This is a genomic window from Flavobacterium sp. XS2P24 (assembly GCF_030010285.1).
In the GTDB taxonomy this organism is placed as follows: domain Bacteria; phylum Bacteroidota; class Bacteroidia; order Flavobacteriales; family Flavobacteriaceae; genus Flavobacterium; species Flavobacterium algoritolerans.
In genome coordinates this window covers 1-18,194 of sequence record NZ_JASCRU010000002.1, presented here as the reverse complement: position 1 = coordinate 18,194, position 18,194 = coordinate 1, and the positions used below count along the sequence as shown (strand labels likewise).

The 18,194-nt window shown below is 33.7% G+C and carries 12 protein-coding genes and 1 pseudogene; 7 read left to right on the top strand and 6 right to left on the bottom strand.

The annotated features are described in order from the left end of the window. Positions 1-200 precede the first annotated feature (200 nt). The 4 genes and pseudogenes from QLS31_RS01900 to QLS31_RS01885 all read right to left on the bottom strand — a co-directional run bounded on the left by QLS31_RS01900 (position 201) and on the right by QLS31_RS01885 (position 7,373). Positions 201-1,721: a RagB/SusD family nutrient uptake outer membrane protein gene (locus QLS31_RS01900; protein ID WP_282742185.1), complete on the bottom strand. Its 1,521-nt coding sequence runs from the start codon at positions 1,719-1,721 to the stop codon at positions 201-203. Positions 1,722-1,731: 10 nt separating this feature from the next. Then, on the bottom strand, positions 1,732-4,704 hold the full coding sequence (locus QLS31_RS01895) for a SusC/RagA family TonB-linked outer membrane protein (RefSeq protein WP_282742183.1): 2,973 nt from the start codon (positions 4,702-4,704) through the stop codon (positions 1,732-1,734). A gap of 662 nt (positions 4,705-5,366) precedes the next feature. Next, a pseudogene (locus QLS31_RS01890) lies at positions 5,367-6,383 on the bottom strand (glycoside hydrolase family 65 protein); the annotation flags it as partial. Positions 6,384-6,398: 15 nt separating this feature from the next. Beyond that, entirely contained in the window at positions 6,399-7,373 is a 975-nt protein-coding gene (locus QLS31_RS01885) for a hypothetical protein (protein ID WP_282742181.1), read from the bottom strand. Between the two features lie 196 nt (positions 7,374-7,569). On the opposite strand from QLS31_RS01885, the gene QLS31_RS01880 reads away from it, so the two are divergent. From QLS31_RS01880 to QLS31_RS01855, 6 genes are all read left to right on the top strand, one after another. Then, positions 7,570-9,159 carry a glycoside hydrolase family 32 protein gene (locus tag QLS31_RS01880; protein WP_282742179.1) on the top strand — a complete coding sequence of 530 codons (1,590 nt, stop codon included), beginning with the start codon at positions 7,570-7,572 and terminating at the stop codon, positions 9,157-9,159. A gap of 50 nt (positions 9,160-9,209) precedes the next feature. Next, positions 9,210-10,541 carry a sugar porter family MFS transporter gene (locus QLS31_RS01875; RefSeq protein ID WP_282742177.1) on the top strand — a complete coding sequence of 444 codons (1,332 nt, stop codon included), beginning with the start codon at positions 9,210-9,212 and terminating at the stop codon, positions 10,539-10,541. Further along, positions 10,534-11,436, top strand: coding sequence for a carbohydrate kinase (locus tag QLS31_RS01870; RefSeq protein WP_282742175.1), 903 nt, complete (start codon positions 10,534-10,536; stop codon positions 11,434-11,436). Before QLS31_RS01875 ends, QLS31_RS01870 begins: the two co-directional genes overlap by 8 nt. 77 nt (positions 11,437-11,513) lie before the next feature. After that, the gene (locus tag QLS31_RS01865; protein WP_282742173.1) at positions 11,514-13,259 is read left to right on the top strand and encodes an alpha-glucosidase; all 1,746 of its coding nucleotides are present in this window, start codon (positions 11,514-11,516) and stop codon (positions 13,257-13,259) included. A gap of 127 nt (positions 13,260-13,386) precedes the next feature. Then, positions 13,387-14,406, top strand: a complete 1,020-nt coding sequence (locus QLS31_RS01860; protein WP_282742171.1) for a LacI family DNA-binding transcriptional regulator — start codon at positions 13,387-13,389, stop codon at positions 14,404-14,406. Positions 14,407-14,639: 233 nt separating this feature from the next. Beyond that, positions 14,640-15,680 (top strand): LacI family DNA-binding transcriptional regulator, encoded by a 1,041-nt coding sequence (locus QLS31_RS01855; RefSeq protein WP_282742169.1) that lies wholly within the window; start codon positions 14,640-14,642, stop codon positions 15,678-15,680. Positions 15,681-15,687: 7 nt separating this feature from the next. Here the strand turns inward: QLS31_RS01855 and queG are convergent, their stop codons facing one another. Further along, on the bottom strand, positions 15,688-16,608 hold the full coding sequence (queG, locus tag QLS31_RS01850) for a tRNA epoxyqueuosine(34) reductase QueG (RefSeq protein WP_282742514.1): 921 nt from the start codon (positions 16,606-16,608) through the stop codon (positions 15,688-15,690). Positions 16,609-16,751: 143 nt separating this feature from the next. Further along, the gene (ruvB, locus tag QLS31_RS01845) at positions 16,752-17,774 is read right to left on the bottom strand and encodes a Holliday junction branch migration DNA helicase RuvB (RefSeq protein WP_282742166.1); all 1,023 of its coding nucleotides are present in this window, start codon (positions 17,772-17,774) and stop codon (positions 16,752-16,754) included. Between the two features lie 173 nt (positions 17,775-17,947). On the opposite strand from ruvB, the gene QLS31_RS01840 reads away from it, so the two are divergent. Then, positions 17,948-18,194, top strand: a 247-nt coding sequence (locus QLS31_RS01840) for a helix-turn-helix domain-containing protein (protein ID WP_282742164.1), incomplete at its 3' end; no start/stop codon positions are given.

Here is an 18,194-nt window from a genome sequence, read left to right as displayed (position 1 = left end):
TAATTTGAATAAATATAAGGCGCAATTTATGATTTTTTCAGTTTATAAAAAAATTAAAAACAGTCTAAAAAAACGTAATATAGTTAAAATAAAAACAAAAAGAGAGCCCCATAAGGAGCTCTCAATTATACCAAAATAAAGAGGGTAATAAATACCCTCTTTATAACTAACTCAAAAAATAATTAATTGTAAACATTTTTTTAGTAACCAGGGTTTTGTTTTAAATTTGCATTAAACAAAGCGTCAGCTGGTATAGGAAACAAAGCATATCTATCAGCAGACACATATGGCTTCAGCCCTCTTGCAGCCAGGAATTTACCAAAACGAATCATATCATTTCTTCTCCATCCTTCATACCATAATTCTTTACCTCTTTCTTCATAGATAGCATCTAAAGTTGTTGGAATTGTTCCTGCGACATTAGTTCTAGAAATCAATAAGGCAAATTTAGTTAAATCATTAGTTCCAGTTCCTCCTCTTAGAATTGCTTCAGCTTTCATTAACAAAGCATCAGAATAACGCATGAATTCATAGTCATTTTCTGGAGTACCTAAATTAGCCGCATCCGGAATATATTTTTGACTTCTAATACCTGCCGTTTCTAAAGTAGCACCGCTTGTAATTAAAGTTAAAGCTGGCGTAAAAAATAAAGGATTTCCATTTCTATCTTTCAATGCAGTAGTCCCACCTGGTTTGTACATTTGACCAACTTGAAATCCAACTGGGTTACCAAATGCTGTAATAATAGCAGCATCAGCGTTTTTAATACGTCTATCGTTTGGATTAAATTTGTTATAATACTCCGCAACGGTAGCAAAGCCATTCCATCCATCAGGAGTTTGGTTGTAATGCATACCCATTCTCCATCTTGACTGAATACCTCCACCCTGTCCACCTCTTAAATTTTTAGAAGAGAATAATATCTCTGGAGATGTATTATTGTCTGGTTTAAAATTATCCCAATAATCTGAAGATAAAGAGCTATTTATTGCATTAACATAACTTACAACTTTAGTCATATCGGCAGCGTCAAAAACATAAGGTCCTGCTGGATTTGCAGCATTAAATACTCCTTTATTTAAGTACAATTTTGCCAATAAAAAATTAGCAGCATCTTTATTTGCGATACTGGCATCACCGGCAACACGGGCAGGCAACGTACCAACAATGGCTTCTAATTCACTAATTACATATGCTGTTGCTTCTTGTCTAGTCCATACTTTTGGATCCGATTCTAATGAAGAACCCGCTTCTCTATATGGTGCTTGACCAAACAAATCAACCACATTATAATAGTAAAAAGCTCTTAAAAAACGTGCTTGAGCAACCTCTGCGGCCGTACCGTTTTCTACAACTAAATTACAGTTATAAACATTTGATAATAAAGAGTTCCACGCACCTCTAACTTCATTGTGATCTGGTGCCCATGTATGCGTATGGATTTGTCTCCATGTCGCATTATCATCCCAGTCACCACCACGCGTAGGACCTACTAATGCATCTGTAGACATTTCGTCTAAAGCAAACATTTGTCCTTGCCCTTGAAATTCTCTTAAGCCTTCGTAAGCTTTAGTCAATAGAGATGCACTGTTTACTGTTCCCCCTGATGAATTACCAACTACCACACCATCTAATACTTCCTCTTCTAGATTGGTACAACTTACCCCTAGCACGATTGTACTGGCAAATAAGATGCTTTTTATAATATTATTTCTTTTCATTGTTTTTTAATTAAAATGTTACGTTAAGTCCAACAGCTACACTTTTCTCTCTAGGATACGATAAATATTCCATACCTGCAGATGGCACACCATTTAATGATTTATCAGTATCAACCTCAGGATCTGACCCTGTATAATTTGTAATTACAAATAAATTAGAACCATTTACATAAAAACGAGCTGATTTAATTTTAAACCTCTCTAAAATAGCTCCTTTTACGGTATAACCAAAAGTTAAATTCCCCATTCTTAGAAAATCGCCTTTTTCAAGGTATTTAGTAGATGGTGAATTAGGGTCACCTTGCGCCTGAGCAGAAGTTGCAGCTTCATTAGTTACGTTTCTACCTCCAAGGAAAGCACCTTTAAAGAAATAAGCATTCGTTGTATTATTATAGATGTAATGACCAAATGCACCATAGAAAGAAGCACTAGCATCAAAACCTTTGTACGCTAAGTTAGTTGAGAAACCAACATTAATTTTTGGTAAAGGTTGTTTGTCTAATATTGATTTAGCAGCTGTACCTAAACCAGTATCATTCCCAGATGCATCAGCATAAATAGAATTTCCAGTAGAGTCATATCCTCTCCACTCATACATATAATAAGAGTAAATTGGTTTATCATTGGAAATTACCTGTGCATAAGCACCTGACAATCCTTGACCATTCAAACCTCCTGTAGATATAAACCCTGCGAAATTTGTCATTTTATTTTCCAAGAAAGAGGCATTCCCTGAGACATCCCAAGTTAGATCTTCTGTATCAATCACTTTATAGTTTAAAGAAACCTCAACCCCTTTATTAATTAAGTTACCGGGTAAGTTTTTAAAACGTGGAGAAGGTGGACCAGGTTGCGTGGCAGCTGCAGGTACCGGGAAAATTAAATCTTTTGTATCTCTTTGGAAATAATCCAATGAACCTGTCAATCTATTGTTAAATAATTCAAAATCAGTCCCTACACCATATGACTTGGTCGTTTCCCATTTTAAATCAGCATTAGCATTGCTATCAACTCCTAAAGTTCCATTGTTACCATAAGATGCTCTAGCAATCGCAGAGTTTGGCGAAAATTCTTGATTTCCAGTAATACCGTAATTTCCTCTAATTTTGAAACTATTCACTAAACCTTCTTTGTTATCTATTACTTTGTAAGCAACACCTACAGAAGGAAAATAATCGTATTTGTTGTTTACTCCTAGTTTAGTAGATCCATCAGAACGTATTGTTCCTGTAAGAATTAATCTTTTGTACAAAGTAGCATTTACTCTTCCAAAATAAGATTGTAATTCCACTCTGTTTCTATAAGAAGACACTCTAAATTCATTTTGTAAACCACCTTCAATATTATCTATTAGGTTAGTTTGAGCATTATCATATCCCCTTCCTCTCGCACCACTTCCATCCGCAGTGTAATCATAATAAGAATAACCAACTAACGCATCTAAATTAAAATTATCACTAAAATCATTGTTATAATTTAAAGTGTGCTCGAAAGTTTTGTTAAACTTGTTTTGGCTAGCGATATTAGCTTGACCATACTTTACATCTGTAGATCCCGGAACAGCAGCAGTTGCTACATCCAAAATACGCATTGTTGGCAACAACTGACTTTTTCTAGTCGAAGTAGAACTTTCTATACCAAATAAGAATTGGTATTTCAATTTACTAGTGATTTTCCAAGTCGTATTAATACTCCCTAACAATTTATTTGTGTTGGTATAATCTTTATAAGAATTTAATAGTTCTACTGGATTTAAATAAGTATTACTTATTGAATTATAAGAACCATTAGAATTATTAATAGGCAATGTAGGGTTCCAATATAAAGCAGTACCAATTATATTTCCAATAAAACCTGCGTCATTAGATAAAATAGTAGTTTCATCTTTCAATGAAGCATAGATTACTCTTGACTCCACTTTTAATGCGCCACCAAAGAAATCATTAGAATTGTAAAAAGAAGCCGAATATTTATCTAATCCTGTATTTTTTACAATACCATCAGTATTAGAAGCTCCAAAAGAGACTCTTGTATTTGAATTTTCAGTTGTTTTACTAAAAGACAAATCATGGTTCATTGAAAAGCCATTACGCAAAACTGCATCTTTCCAATTGTAAGATCTTGAACCTTTGTCATCTCCACCTGCTGCTACAAATTCATCTGCGTTCATTACGTCAAAATTACCTGACATTTTGCTGAATTGAACTGATGAGCTGTATGTTAATTGAGGCTCTTTAGATTTTCCTTTTTTGGTTGTGATAACAATAACTCCGTTTGCACCACGAGAGCCATAGATAGCTGTAGAAGATGCATCTTTCAATACACTAATACTTTCAATGTCATTTTGGTTTACAAAGTTTAATGGATTTTTTGCAGACGAAGCACCTAACAAGTTATCTCCACCAGCAGAAACATTCCCTCCATCTAAAGGCACACCATCAATTACAATTAATGGACCGTTTCCAGAACGAATAGATGAGTTTCCACGAACTCTAATAGCTACACCAGCACCTGGCTCTCCACTAGACTGCGTAACTTGAACACCTGCAACTTTACCTCTCAATAATTGAGCAGGAGAAGGAGAAGATACATTATCAAAATCTTTTGCACCAATTTGATCAACTGCACCCGTTGCATCTTTCTTTCTAACTGAACCGTAGCCAATAACTACAACTTCTTTTAATTCAGCTGAATCTTCTTTTAATACTACATTAACTGTGCTTTTTCCTGCTACATTTACCTCTTGAGTTTTAAGACCAATGTAACTAAAAACTAAAACTGCGTTTGAGCCAACATTCTTGATAGTAAATTTTCCATCGAAATCAGTTTGCGCTCCATTTGTTGTTCCTTTAACTAAGATAGAAGCCCCTGGAAGCGGACCGCTAGCATCAGATACAGTTCCGGACACATCTTGCGAATATGTCAAACTTGTACATAGCATCGTTAGAAACACCATCAAGCCTTTAATTAGACTATTTTTCATACGTAATAAATAAGTTGGTTAATAATTTGTTTTTAATGGTTTGTTTTAAATATTAAGTTCAAACATAATTATAATTTTATGATAATATTAAGATTTTATTAAACTATAACGTTTTCGTTATGCCGAAAACGTTTTCGATTTTAAAATTAATCCTTTAAAAAATTAATACTAAAATTATAATAAACTTAAAAAAAAGGTGCTAAAAAAATCATTCTTGTATTATTTTCGCTTTTACATCGAAATATAATTGCGTTTTAATCAAAAAAAATGTATATTAAGAAAGAACATTGCGAATTATTTAAAGCAATGTCATTTTTTGCTATAAATCAACAATCTGAATTTGGTTAAATAGATATACCTTAAAACATTTGGCTAAAAAAACAACATCTGCTTTATTTCCCATTTCATAACCCTAAAAAAATAGTAATGTAACAAAAACACATAAAATTTAAAGATTTAGATACACCAACACTATATTTTACACAAAAAACATCAATCTGTTTTGCATCGCATAAAATTCATTAGCTAAATATGTTTAGAGTTTAATAACATTCCTTGATTAAGTCCCAAAAAAACAGAAAAAAAAGCCACGAATACAGTAACTAAATCCATTACAAACAGATTGAATCATGTATTCATGGCAAAAAAAATCCTTAAACGTATTATTTGATAACAATTGTTTTATTGTCAACTCCAATACCAATAATCTTTAACGATTTCCATTGTTTGGGTAACAATCCTTTATTGTATTTCAATCCCATATCCGTTTGTTCCACTCCGCCAAAACCATAAATAACGGCTTGAAGCATTGCTCCTGCTCCCGTGGCAAAATATGGATTGTTACTATTTGCAGATTCCGAAAACACTCCAAAAGGCGGGCGGCTATTTGGCAAATAGGATTTTACAAAATAACTATACGCTTTTTCTCTGTCTCCTAATCGTGCATATAAAACTGATAAAACTCCGGAAGCCATCGCTGGACCATCTTTTTTATCTATTTTCTCGGCATAGTATTCCAAATCTTTTTCAATTTGGGCTTTGTCTGTAATTATATGTAAAGGATACGCTAACAAATTTACATCGGCTTGTTTTATCATTTGTCCTTGATATCCTTTATAATTTTGAGTAATCCCATTCTCTCTGTGAATAACTAATTTCTCTGATACTGCCGCCCATTTTGGATTGATTGGCTCATTCAAAATTGTTGCCGCTTTAATCGTGTTTTTCAAAGACTCAATAGCTGATGCATTTGTAAAGGCATTATCATCTACGTGTTGCGCATATTCATCGGCACCAACTACATTTAAAATAGAATAACTTTCATCTTGATTTTTAACTACACGGCTTACCCAAAAATCTGCTGTTTCTTTCAGAACTGCCCATTCTTTTCTCAACCATGATTTATCTTGTGTATAACTGTAGTAATTCCAAAATGCAATCGAAACATCCGCCGTGATATGTTGTTCGAAAATCCCTGTCAATGCCCAAGTTGGAGTTGCTTCTTCACCTGTATCATCAGATTCCCAAGGATACATTGCTCCTTTATATCCATAGATAAAAGCTTTTTGTTTTGCTTTTTGCAAACGGTCTGAACGATAATCTAAACATGATTTTGCCATATCAGGTTGTAAAGCCAATAGTGTTGGATACATCCAAAGTTCCGTGTCCCAAAAAATATGACCATTATATCCCTGCTATGATAATCCCATTGGAGCTACACTTTGCCTAGTTTCCGGACGTATGTATGAATACAAATTGTACAACGCAAAACGTACCCGTTGTTGCGCATCAAGATCTCCTTCAATTTGAATATCACCGGTATTCCATAATTCAGCCCAAGCTTGTTTGTGACGGTTCAATAATTTATCAATTCCTTCCTGTAAAGCATATATTGGCTGTCTTTCGGATTCATTCAAAGGATCAGTAACATCTTTTGAAGTGCAAATTCCTCCAGCAACTGCAAAACGGTATTTTTTACCCTTCAATAATTTTTTAGTAAAGCCAACTTCATTTCCGGTTTGTTTTAAGGTTTCACCTTGTCCGTCAAAAAGAAATGTTGTTGAGGCCGCAACCGTATATTTCCCCGTAAGCGTTTTAGCGACGGTACCAAAAACTGGCATTAAATATTGATTGTCTTTTAAAACACGAAACTGACTTTTAGCCCCTTTCAATTCATCAGGAACCACCATATAATTATTAGCGGTAATTTCGATATCCTTAATTGGAGTAATTTCGACAATTGCCATTGCTGAAAAAGGAACAGCTCTATTAGCCAAAATCGTATAATTGATAGTTGCTAAATCTTTAAATGAAAATGAAGTGGTACTTGTCCCTTCTTTCATAGAAACTACTTGACTCCAATTATCAATATTATCTGATTTGATTTCTTGATTGTTTATATTCAAATGCAGATTCAAAAACTCAATTCCTCGTACAATTCTGCTAATTCCATTTTCAGGACTACCATCATAAACTCCGTTCAGAATAATTTCTTTTGTTTTTAAAGGAGTATCATCCGTAACAATTCCTATTTGCCCATTTGCCATGGCTACGCCAAAATAATTTTCTCTGGAATTTGCCTGTAAATGCCATTCGTCTGATTTAGTTTGTCCAAAAACAATTGGACCTGTTAAAAGTAGGAAGACTAGACTCTTAAATGTTGAAATCATATTTATATTTTTTAATAATATTCTCAAACTTATATAATTTATTTCTTAAAAAATTGAATAGTTCCATATAGTACATTGAATCCAAATCGAAAACGTTTTCGACATATCGAAAACGTTTTTAATTAGACTATTTTGAATAATTAAAAAATAGAATTCTATTTTTATGAAGATAATATAATAATAAATTCTTTTTTTAATGAAGTTCGCAAATAACATCGCATCGATTTTCTTCTTATTTGGCAGCACATTATTCTTGTTTTCTTGTAAAAAAGAAGAAAGCAATGCAATTATTGCCATTACCTCTTCTGAAAAAATAAAAATTGATTCTTCAGAGAAATACAAAAAACCGTTTAGACCACAATTTCATTTTTCTCCAGAAAAAAAATGGATGAATGACCCAAACGGCATGGTGTACTATAAAGGTATTTATCATTTATTTTATCAATATTACCCAGATGATATTGTGTGGGGACCTATGCACTGGGGACATGCCACAAGTACCGATTTAATTCATTGGACCCACAAAAAAATTGCTTTATTTCCTGATAAATTAGGTATGATATTTTCAGGAAGTGCTGTGGTGGATCTAAATAATACTTCCGGTTTAGGAACTAAAGAAAACCCACCGATGATTGCGATTTTCACCTATCACGACATGGCGGGCGAAAAAGCGGGCAGAACAGATTATCAAACGCAAGGATTAGCTTATAGTCTGGATGAAGGCGAAACTTGGTTCAAATATGAAAAAAATCCTATTGTCAAAAATTCTGTTTTAAAGGATTTCAGGGACCCAAAAGTTTTTTGGAACAGTGAAACTAATCTTTGGAATATGGTATTAGTAGCCGGAGATCATGCTCAATTTTACACCTCTGAAAATTTAATTAATTGGAAATTCGAAAGTGAATTTGGTAAAAAAATAGGTGCTCATGGCGGTGTTTGGGAATGCCCTGATATTTTCAAATTAAAAGTTGCCGGTTCCAAAGAAAAAAAATGGGTTTTACTCATCAGTATCAATCCTGGCGCACCTAATGGTGGTTCCGGAACACAATATTTTGTAGGTGATTATGATGGAAAAAGTTTTAAAACTACCCAAAAAGACATTAAATGGATTGACAACGGCACCGATAATTATGCAGGAGTTACTTATAACAATACTCCAGACAACAAGAGGATATTTTTAGGCTGGATGAGCAATTGGCTATATGCCAGAAATACACCCACAAAAAACTGGAGAAGCGCCATGACACTGCCTAGAGAGCTTTCTTTGGTAAAAATAAACAATAGTTATGTTCTAAAAAACTGCCCTGTTGAGCCGTTCAAAAAACAGTTTGTTTCAGAGTTTTCAAAGGATTTGATGCCTATTAAACCACAACAAAAAATCAATTTTACTTATGATAATTTCAACCAATCTGAAATAAAATTTAAAGCCACTTCAAAAAATTTAAAACTGATTTTTTCTAACGAAGTAAATGATTCTTTGGTTTTGAATTATAATGCTGCACAAAAAACCTTTTCGATAGACAGACGCCATTCCGGAATAGTAAATTTCGAAGAAAACTTTGGAAAAGAAATCCATAAAACTGCAACGCCAAGTATCATTTCGGAAACCATTGACTACCAAATTATTTTAGATTGGTCCTCTATAGAAATTTTCCTAAATGAAGGAGTATATAGCTTTACCGAACAAATTTTCCCTAACAAACCATATACAAAACTGAGCATCCAATCCGATGAAAAGCAAGAAATTAAAAACCTTACTGTCCATAGAATCAAAGGAATCTGGTAACCATACAAATTATTTATAAAACCAAAACTATTAACCATAAATTATAAAAAATGAATAACGTTCGAAACTGGTCCCTTACTGTAGCTGTTGCGGGATTTTTATTTGGCTTTGATACCGTTGTAATATCTGGCGCCAATTTACCCATCAAAGAATTATGGCACACCACTCCATTATTTCACGGAATTTTTATCATGTCAATGGCTTTATGGGGAACCGTATTAGGGTCATTATTAGGAGGAATTCCATGTGATAAATGGGGTAGGAAGAAAACATTATTCTGGATTGGGATCCTATTTTTAGTATCGGCATTAGGTTCGGCATTTGCACAAGATCCTTATACGTTTTCATTTTTCCGTTTCATTGGCGGTATTGGTGTTGGAGCCTCATCCGTGGCAGCTCCTATTTACATTTCAGAAATTTCCACTCCACAAAACAGAGGTAAATTAGGAACCTTATTTCAGTTTAATATTGTATTTGGTATCTTGATTGCTTTCTTTTCTAATTATTTATTCGAAGGTGTTGGAGGAGAAAATGACTGGCGTTGGATGATTGGTATTGTTGCGCTTCCTGCATTTATTTACAGTATAATCGTTTTACAAATTCCGGACAGTCCACGTTGGTTAATCTTGAAAAAAAGAGATGACGCAGCAGGGATGAAAGTCCTTGAAATGATTTACAGTAAAGAAGAGGCTTTAGAAAGTTTTCATGAAATCAAAAAAGATTTAAATGAGACTTCTGTAAAGGAATCTATCTTTTTAAAAAAATACAAACTGCCTATCATTTTAGCTTTTTTACTGGCATTTTTTAACCAACTATCAGGAATTAATTTTATTCTGTACTATGCCCCGGAAATATTGGAAATGGCGGGATTAGGTTCAAAGGAATCCTTGATGAACTCCATCCTAATTGGAGTAACAAATTTAATTTTTACCATTGCCGGAATGCGATTAATAGATGTTTTAGGACGAAAACAACTTATGATCATAGGCTCTTTAGGTTACATTATAAGTTTAGGCATGGTTGCACTTGCCTTTTACAATAATCTGGGTCCTATCATTTTGATGACATCAATCATGCTGTTTATAGCTTCTCATGCTATTGGACAGGGTGCTGTAATTTGGGTATTCATCTCAGAAATATTTCCAAATAATGTTAGAGCTAACGGACAATCTTTTGGGACAGGAATTCACTGGATTTTTGCTGCATTAATTACTTTGGCCGGACCAGTAGTCATTGACTTATTCAAAATAAATCCTTGGCCAATCTTTGCATTTTTTGCTTTTATGATGGTCTTACAATTGGTTTTTGTGTTGTTTATGATGCCCGAAACCAAAGGTTTATCTTTAGAAGAATTAGAACACAAAATGGTTAATAATGAATAATTTCAAAGAAAAAATCAGCATCGTTTGTTTTGGAGAAGTATTATTTGATGTTTTTCCAACACACAGAAAAATTGGCGGCGCACCATTGAATGTCGCATTACGACTCGCATCACTTGGAGTGAATACGCATATAATCAGCCGAATTGGCAAAGATGAAATAGGCCAAGAATTAGTAGACTATGTTCGGGCAAATGGTGTGGATACTACTTCGATTCAAGTTGATGAAATTTTTCACACTGGAGAAGTAATTGTAAAATTAAATGAAAAGGGTTCTGCTTCATACACCATAAATTACCCGGTTGCTTGGGATAAAATTGTTTGTATTCCGGAAGACGAAATCATGGTCAAAAAAGCGGACGCACTTGTTTTTGGGAGTCTTGTCTGTAGAGATTCTGTCTCACAAAGTTCACTTTTAGAAATAATAAACTATGCAAAATACGCTGTTTTCGATGTTAATTTGCGTGCTCCTTTTTACACCAAGGAAATACTGATTAATTTAATGATGCAGTCTGATTTCATAAAATTCAATGATGATGAATTGTATGAAATTAGTGCTTTTATGAATTCCCCCTATCATTCATTGGAACAAAACATACTTTTTATTGCAGAACAGACAAACACAAAACACATTTGTGTAACCAAAGGAAGTCATGGCGCAGTTTTGTATTATAATGGAAAAATGTACTACAATAGTGGCTATAAAATTGATGTTGTTGATACTGTGGGCTCAGGAGATTCCTTTTTAGCTGGATTAATTTCTAAACTATTAAATAATGTGAATCCCCAAGAAGCGATTGATTTTGCTTGTGCTTTAGGCGCGATTGTAGCAAAAAACGAAGGCGCAAATCCAAAAATTTCCAGTAAAGAAATCAATGCTTTTATGAGTCCAATATAAAATCAACAAATCACACAGTGCTGGCATCAAAATACTTACAAACAAATACAGTAAAAAAACTATTAACACAAACAGCTATGAAACCTATTCTCTCATTATGCTTGTTTTCTGCTCTTACACTATTTTCTGCTGAGAGCACATCAGCTCAAAACAAGTTTGTAAAAACAAGTCAAAAAAATGATGCCAAATGGTGGAAAGAAGCTGTTGTGTACCAAGTATATCCTAGAAGCTTCAAAGACAGTGACGGCGATGGAGTTGGGGATTTAAAAGGAATCATTTCAAAATTAGATTATATAAAAAACCTAGGAATCGATGCGGTTTGGCTTAATCCGATTTATACCTCTCCAAATGATGATAATGGGTATGACATCAGTGACTATAGACAAATCATGACAGATTTTGGAACTATGGAAGACTTTGATCTTTTGCTAAAAGGGATGCATGAACGCGGGATCAAACTCATCATGGATTTAGTGGTAAATCATAGCAGCGATGAGCACGAATGGTTTAAACAATCCAGAAGTTCAAGAGACAATAAATACCGCAATTACTACCATTGGTGGCCAGCCGAAAAAGGAAAACCACCTTACCGATGGAGTTTTTTTGATGTGAATAGCGATGCCTGGAAATATGACGCACAAACTGACGCCTATTATTTGCATTATTTTTCTCAAAAGCAGCCCGATTTAAATTGGGAAAATCCAAAGCTAAGACAAGAAATATATGAAATGATGCGTTTTTGGTTAGACAAAGGGATTGATGGTTTTAGAATGGATGCTTTTCAGTTTGCTTCAAAAGATACTAAATGGCCAGAATTACCAAAAGGATATGAGAAAAACATCATAAAATACTACGGAGTTGGCCCACATCTACATGATTATTTACAGGAAATGAACCGTGAAGTCTTTAGTAAATATGATATTATGACCGTTGCCGAAGGTGCAGGGAGTACTCCAGAAGATGCAATGCTGTTTGTAGATCCAGACCGAAAAGAATTAAACATGGCCTATCATTTTGAAAGCGTTGACATTGGTAAGCACATCAATGATTTTGGTCTTGTTAGATACAAAGATATTTTTTCAAGGTATGATGAAACCTTTAAAGATAAAGGTTGGCTTTCGATTTTCCTAGCCAATCACGACCAACCCAGAATGGTAAGTAAATTTGGCAATGACACTCCTGAATTCAGAGAAATCTCTTCAAAGATGCTTTCTACATTTGTAATGACCATGCGCGGAACTCCCTATTATTATTATGGTGACGAATTAGGAATGACTAACATTCGCTTTGATTCTATAGAAGATTATCACGATGTGGATACCCGAAATAAATACATTGGATTAAAAAATAAAGGAGGCGATTTGAAAGCATTTTTAGAAGGGCAAAAACAAACTTCAAGGGAAAATGGAAGAACACCTTTTCAATGGGATACAACTAAAAATGCAGGATTTACAACCGGAAAACCTTGGTTGAAAGTAAACCCAAATTATACGATAATAAATGCCGAAGCACAAGAAAAAGACCCAAATTCAACCTTAAACTATTTTAGAACATTAGTACAATTACGCAAAAAGGAACCTGCTTTTGTATACGGGAAATATACTCTGCTAGACAGAGAAAACCCTAATGTATTTGCATATATTAGGGAGTTAGAAGGTAAAAAAATATTGGTTTTATTGAATTTTTCCGAGAAAAAATCTGAATTTAACATAGGGGTTTCTACTAGTAAATCTAAAATTATTTTAGACAATTATACGGAGAGTAAAAATTTAAAAAAGAATATTTTACGTCCATTTGAAGCGGTAATAATTGAACTCAAATAAAAATTAAACACTTCAAAACTGCGTATAATTAACAAACTGTTTTTTGAAAATTGATTTACAACAAATAAATTGTAAATTCGTTTTCAAGAAGCAGTTTTTTTGGCTTTTACAAATAGAGTATTGAACTATGAATAATCCCACTCTCAAAGAAATTGCCGCACAATTAGGGATTTCTATAACAACTGTTTCAAAGTCATTAAAAGGATACTCAGACGTAAGTGAAAAAACAAAAAAAGCGGTAATTGAACTTGCTCAAAAACTACATTACACTCCAAACAGTTTTGCCGTAAACCTTAGAACAAAAGAATCAAAAACCATAGGATTGATAATCCCTACACTTGTTCATGATTTTTTTTCAAATGTAATTAAAGGAATTCTTGAAGAGGCTGAGAAGAGGGATTACTTGGTTATTATTTTACAATCTAATGAAAAAATAGAGTTTGAAAAAAAACAAATTGATCTATTATTAAATAAAAGAGTCGACGGAATTTTAATATCATTGTCCAATGAAACTGGGGATTTTGAACATTTAAAATCTATAATTTCTCACAACACCCCACTAGTGCTTTTTGATAAAATTGCCAAGCTTGTTAATTGCTCAAAAGTAACTATTAATGATAAAAAAGCGGCTTATGATGCCGTTAGCTTTCTTGTAAAAAAAGGATACAAAAAAATAGCTCATTTTAGAGGTTCATATTTACCTCAAAATGCTATTGATCGGTTTTTAGGATATAAAAAAGCACTTGAGGACAACGGTATTCCTTATGATTCGTCTCTTGTTTTTGTATGTGAGAACAACACAGATTTTGAAGATGGCTATGAAAATGCTAAAAAAGTGATTGATGAACATCCTGAAATTGATGCGATTTTTGCCGTTACTGATTTAGTCGCCATTGGAATCATTAAATACTTCAATGAAACAGGGATTTCCATTCCGCAACGAATTGCAGTTTTAGGCTTCAGCAATTGGTTTATGTCAAGCGTTATATCACCAAAACTTTCAACAATCGACCAGCCAGGTTTTGAAATTGGAAGAAGGTCTGCCTCGATTTTATTTGATGAAATCAATCTAAAAAAGAATAATTTACCAGTTCTTTTTCAGTCAATTGAATTAGAAACTAACATAATTGAAAGAGAATCTACATAAAAAAATGGAATCCTTCAATAAACAACAAGTCCATGTTTATCTAATTTAACGAATCAATATTAATTTGTTTATTTTGATAAAAAAACCAGAAATAAGATAAAAATTAATATCTTGGTAAAGAATATTTTAAGTTAGAGTCAGTTTTTATAGGCATAAACTAAACACATGAAGACTTAAAATAAAGTCATTTCTAAAAATATTTTCCTAAAATTAAATACGTAGAAATTCGATTCATGAAAGATATTACTCTTAAAGAAATTGCAACAAAACTGGGAATTTCGATAACTACTGTTTCAAAAGCGCTGAAAAACTATCCGGATGTTAGTGAAAAAACTAAGAATGCGGTAATTGAACTTGCTCAAAAACTACATTATACCCCTAATAGTTTTGCTGTAAATTTAAGAACAAAAGAATCAAAAACCATTGGTTTAATTATCCCTGAAGTAGTGCATCACTTTTTTTCCAATGTGGTAAATGCCATTATTAATGAAGCCGAAAAAAATGGATATCTCGTTATCATTTTACAGTCTAATGAAACGTTGGCTTTAGAAAAAAAACAAGTAGAACTCCTTATAAACAAGAGGGTAGACGGCATTATCATGTCGCTATCCAATGAATCTAACAATGATGATCACATCAAAGAAATAATGAATAGAAATATTCCTTTTGTGATGTTTGACAAGATTGCCAAGCTTTCTAAATGCTCAAAAGTGATAATTGACGACCAAAAAGCAGCCTTTAATGCGGTCCAACACTTAATTGATAATGGCTGCAAGAAAATAGCACATATTCGTGGCCCATTGAATCCTCAAAACGCGATAGACCGATACATCGGTTATAAAAAAGCGTTAGAAAAAAACAATATTCCTTTTGACAATAAATTAGTCTATACTTGTGAAACCGTAACTTTTGAAGAAGGGAGAGATTTTGCAAAGCAAATTATTAATGAGCATCCTGACATAGATGGTATTTTTGCAATTACAGATTTGGTTGCGGTAGGCGCACTAGCCTATTTCAATGAAAATAAAATAAAAGTACCCGAACAAGTAGCCGTAATTGGGTTTAGTAATTGGTTTATGTCACAAGTAATGACACCAAAATTAAGCACTATAAATCAGCCGAGTCATGAAATGGGAATTGAATCTTTTAACTTATTGTTGGAAGAAATGAATTGTCATAAAGAAGGAATTTCTTTTACTCCAAGAACTGTTGAATTAGAAACTAACGTTATCGTTAGAGAATCTTCTATAAAATTCAAACAAATTGAATTGTAAGATACTGTTATTCTAAAAAATCAATATTTCTTTTTATTCCTTGAAACTTAGCTCTTTTAAGTGGCGAATTTTTAAATACTGCTTTAAATGTTTCTTCGGTAATTTCAATCCAATCCTTTTTTGACATGGATAGTAATTCTGGATTTGGGTTAAATAGAGGTTCATTATGTGCTTTTGAAAACTTATTCCAAGGACAAACATCCTGACAAACATCACATCCAAAAGCCCAATCAGCAAACTTTCCTTTCATTTCTTGAGGAATGTTCTCTTTTAATTCAATCGTGAAATAAGAGATACACTTGCTGCCATCAACTACATAAGGCGCAACTATGGCCTCGGTAGGACAAGCGTCAATACAAGCGGTACAAGTGCCACAATGATCGGTTGTAGCATTGTCATACTCTAAATCTAAATCGATAATGAGTTCTGCAATAAAGTAAAAAGAGCCTACTTTTTGCGTCAATAAATTACTGTTTTTTCCTATCCAGCCTAAACCACTTTTGGCAGCCCAAGCTTTATCGAGTACTGGAGCAGAGTCTAAAAAGGCACGACCGCAAACTTCTCCTATTGTTGATTGAATGGAGAATAAAAATTCTTTTAATTTTTCTTTAATTACAAAATGATAATCCTGCCCATACGCATATTTTGAAATTTTATAAGAATCTGGATTTTGAAGTTGCTCAGGGTAATAATTAAGCAGCAAGGAAACTACACTTTTAGCATCATCAACCAGTAAAGTTGGATTTAGACGTTTGTCAAAATGGTTTTCCATATAGGACATTTGACCATTCCTGTTGTTCTTTAACCAGTTTTCTAACCGTGGTGCTTCTTGTTCTAAAAAGCCAGCTTTGGATATTCCACAAGATAAAAAGCCGAGACGCTGTGCTTCGGATTTGATAAATTGCGTATATGTAGCCTTGTGGTTGATGCTTATAAAAATAGAAGTTAATAAATGGGATTCCCTAGCCCTGATAGCAGTGGCATCTCCCGGTTTAGAAAAACAAGGCTTTTTTAGCCGTAGTTTTTGTTAATCGGGAATATAGCGGATAGCAGGAAATAGCTCCTGAAAAATTAGAATAAACCTCCTTGAATGTTTGTATTTAATTTCCCTAAATGCTTATAAGCTTTGTCCGTAACTTCTCTACCTCGTGGTGTTCGCATGATAAATCCTTCCTGAATCAGAAACGGCTCATAGACTTCCTCGATTGTTTCGCTACTTTCGGATACGGCTGTCGCCAAAGTAGTTAAACCAACCGGTCCACCTTTGAATTTATCGATGATTGTGGTCAAAATTTTATTGTCCATTTCATCTAAGCCATGCGCATCAACATTAAGCGCTTTTAAGGCGTAACGGGCAATTTCTATATCAATTGTACCATTTCCTTTTATCTGGGCAAAATCACGCACTCGGCGCAACAGTGCGTTAGCAATACGAGGTGTTCCCCTGCTTCTACCTGCAATTTCAATGGCAGCCTCCATTGATATAGGCATTTTAAATATCGTAGCACTTCTTTCCACAATTGTGGTTAATAGCTCAGTTGTATAATATTGCAAACGGGAAGATATTCCAAAACGAGCTCTCATTGGAGCCGTCAATAAACCAGAACGCGTGGTGGCTCCAATCAATGTGAATGGGTTTAGATTGATTTGGACAGTTCTTGCATTTGGCCCTGATTCAATCATGATGTCAATTTTGAAATCCTCCATAGCAGAGTACAAATACTCCTCAACTATAGGGCTCAAACGATGAATTTCATCAATAAACAAAACATCTCTTTCTTCAAGATTAGTCAATAAACCTGCTAAATCCCCTGGCTTGTCTAAAACCGGACCAGAAGTAATTTTGATTCCTACTTGAAGTTCATTAGCTAGAATATTAGCTAATGTTGTTTTTCCTAAACCGGGGGGACCATGAAACAGCGTATGATCAAGCGCTTCATTTCGTTGGTTTGCAGCTTGCACAAAAACTTTTAGATTTTTTAATATTTGATCTTGTCCTGCAAAATCATCAAAAGAAAGCGGCCTTAATTTTTTTTCAAGATCAAGTTCTTCGGAATTGTAACTGTTTGATGTTGGGTCTAAATTTTCATTCATGTAACAAAGATAGCAAAGCAATTTTGAATTATAAATTTTAAATTTTAAATGCTAAAAATTAAAAAGGTATCTGAACAAAAAGTACGACAAGAGAAACAAGAATAATAAACGCCACAAAAAAAGCCTCACAATGAACATGCCCCAAAAAGTTAGACACTATTTGGGGCATTTTTATGGAAAAAAAAGTAAAGTATGATTATGCATTTAAGTTAGAATGTGTAGAATTAGTTTTAAAACAACATTTCACAGATGGATATGTTTCAAAATTGAAGCAGATTCCAAGATGGAATATTCGTAAGTGGGTCAGTTTTTATAAGGCTTATGGTGAAATTGGTTTATTACCACGAATAAATCAAAGTTATTCCGCTGAATTTAAGTTAAAAGTACTCAAAACCATAGAAAAGGAATCTCTTTCCTTGA

Coding starts and splice junctions, on each gene's coding strand:
- QLS31_RS01885 (WP_282742181.1), bottom strand. CDS start 7,373: ATGATTTCAACATTTAAGAGTCTAGTCTTCCTACTTTTAACAGGTCCA.
- QLS31_RS01895 (WP_282742183.1), bottom strand. CDS start 4,704: ATGAAAAATAGTCTAATTAAAGGCTTGATGGTGTTTCTAACGATGCTA.
- QLS31_RS01855 (WP_282742169.1), top strand. CDS start 14,640: ATGAAAGATATTACTCTTAAAGAAATTGCAACAAAACTGGGAATTTCG.
- QLS31_RS01880 (WP_282742179.1), top strand. CDS start 7,570: ATGAAGTTCGCAAATAACATCGCATCGATTTTCTTCTTATTTGGCAGC.
- QLS31_RS01865 (WP_282742173.1), top strand. CDS start 11,514: ATGAAACCTATTCTCTCATTATGCTTGTTTTCTGCTCTTACACTATTT.
- QLS31_RS01870 (WP_282742175.1), top strand. CDS start 10,534: ATGAATAATTTCAAAGAAAAAATCAGCATCGTTTGTTTTGGAGAAGTA.
- QLS31_RS01860 (WP_282742171.1), top strand. CDS start 13,387: ATGAATAATCCCACTCTCAAAGAAATTGCCGCACAATTAGGGATTTCT.
- ruvB (WP_282742166.1), bottom strand. CDS start 17,774: ATGAATGAAAATTTAGACCCAACATCAAACAGTTACAATTCCGAAGAA.
- QLS31_RS01900 (WP_282742185.1), bottom strand. CDS start 1,721: ATGAAAAGAAATAATATTATAAAAAGCATCTTATTTGCCAGTACAATC.
- QLS31_RS01875 (WP_282742177.1), top strand. CDS start 9,210: ATGAATAACGTTCGAAACTGGTCCCTTACTGTAGCTGTTGCGGGATTT.